Source organism: Actinomadura meridiana (assembly GCF_039537545.1).
In the GTDB taxonomy this organism is placed as follows: Bacteria; Actinomycetota; Actinomycetes; order Streptosporangiales; family Streptosporangiaceae; genus Spirillospora; species Spirillospora meridiana.
In genome coordinates, this window is sequence record NZ_BAABAS010000048.1 from 1 (window position 1) to 2,027 (window position 2,027).

Annotated in this window: 1 protein-coding gene; it reads right to left on the reverse strand. The window is 57.8% G+C overall.

All coding sequences use genetic code 11. The features are described 5' to 3' along the window. Window positions 1-51: 51 nt before the first annotated feature. The gene (gene ltrA / locus ABD808_RS38395) at window positions 52-1,476 is read right to left on the reverse strand and encodes a group II intron reverse transcriptase/maturase (protein WP_344908499.1); all 1,425 of its coding nucleotides are present in this window, start codon (window positions 1,474-1,476) and stop codon (window positions 52-54) included. Between the last annotated feature and the right edge of the window lie 551 nt (window positions 1,477-2,027).

The window sequence follows — 2,027 nt, forward strand, 5'->3', positions numbered from 1 at the left end:
GAACCCGCCGTGCGCCTTTCAACGCAACGGGCTCTCCACAGGTTTCTGCCGTTAGGCTGTGTACCTATGCACCCAAGGGGTGGGAATATTTGCCCCACGATAGCGGTAGCGGCTAACTTTCACCTTCGCGGGCTCGTAGAGCGTTATTCCAAGCCAGGAGACGTTCCATCTGTCCTGACAGAAGCGCCTCCTCAACTCCTTCCACGTCAGACCTTTGTGTTTCCTGCGAAGCCAGTTCACTACGCGCCGCCATGAAAATGCGCCCAGGTAACTGAAGACTCGCTTGGAGACCCCATGCCTGAAGTAATTGCACCATCCCGCCAGAATCGAATTTGCCCGACTCAGGACGGCCCCGAGTGGTGTTCCTGGATTGTGGGTGACGGCCCGAATCTTTGCCTTCAACCTGTCGACCGATTTCTTGGACGGGTAGGTGTAGACGTGATATCGGCGAGTTCCGCGTTTCCGGCACCGTTGGATACGGAACCCGAGAAAGTCGAAGCCATCGTCAAGGTGGACTACTTGTGTCTTGGACTCCGACAGTCGAAGTCCCATCGGTGCTAACACACCTACTACGCTTCTACGAAGCGACTCGGCGTCGTCTTGGGTTCCGGCGACCATGATGACGAAATCATCCGCATAGCGGATCAGCCGCCAGTTCGCCTTTCCAATCCGACGCCTGTACTTACGCTTCGACGCGGCTCCCATCAACCTCTCCCAGTCCTCGCCGAACGCGTCATCGAGGGCCGATAGAGCAATGTTCGCCAGAAGCGGAGACAAGATTCCACCCTGGGGAGTGCCGGCGGTGGTCGCCTCCTCATTTCCCAGCTCCGTCAATATCCCGGATTTGAGGAAGGCTTTCACCAAGCGAAGTACGCGCTTGTCACCGACCCGCTTGCGCACCCGATCCATCAGGGCCGAGTGCGAGATTGTGTCGAAACACGCCTCGATATCCGCATCCAGAACCCATTCGTAGGTACGGCTCCCGAATAGATGGATCTCGGCGATTGCGTCCTGCGCTCGACGGTTGGGCCGGAACCCATATGAACACGACCGGAAGTCGGATTCGAAGATGGGCTCCAAGACCACTTTGAGTGCTGCCTGCACGACTCGATCCTTGACCGTTGGAATCCCCAGCCTTCGGCGGCGATTCGTTCCGGGTTTGGGGATCATCCGTTCTCGAACAGGCATCGGCCGATACGCCCCAGCCTTGAGTTCGGAACGGATCTCATGCAAGAACGCTGGCGCACCGCGACCTTCTTCGATATCGCGAACCGAAGTCCTATCGACACCGGCCGAGCGCGCCCCGGTATTACCCCGAACCCGGTTCCACGCTTCCCGCAGCGTGGCCGAATCCGCCACAATATTGAACAGATCATCGAACCGGCGATGTGGGTCATCTCCGGCCCAACGGTGCAATTTGGCCTGGATCTCCAGTACCCGCAAGCTCATATCGGCTTGTGGTGCGTCGGTATTCACCGGCGTCCTCCTAGCATTCCAGTGGCCTTCCTTGCGAACCTGCTGTCCGCCTTCGCCATGTGGACGGCTTTCCCGTCCTCGGACTACTACGCGGACTCCGCCCCGAAACCCTTCCATCGGTGGACGACACACCTATCCAGACCGTGACCTGGCTGGTGACTGGTCAGGAGAGAAGGAATTCGGTTCCCACGTTCACTGACAACCGATTGACGGATGAGGTGCTCAGCTCTGCCCCTGCGGCATCGCTTCGGGTACGCCGTAGACTTTCCCCGAAGCCTCTCCAGATGACTGGCCTATCCACCTGAAAAGTCGTTTCTAATTAAGCTAGAAACGTGCACCACGTCCCGACCCATATCCACCAGATTTGAGTCGGTGGTTCGATTGAGAGACTTTATTACACTGATTCCTCGCGTACACCTTTCCGTCTCGCTAGCCGGGCATGAACCGTCTGGCAGTGCCAATTCATCCCGTCGTTGTCGAGGCTGCTTTCCGCCCTCATCTATGCCTCTAGACTTGGACTGCCTCCAGCTTCGAATTCCCCACTACGATGG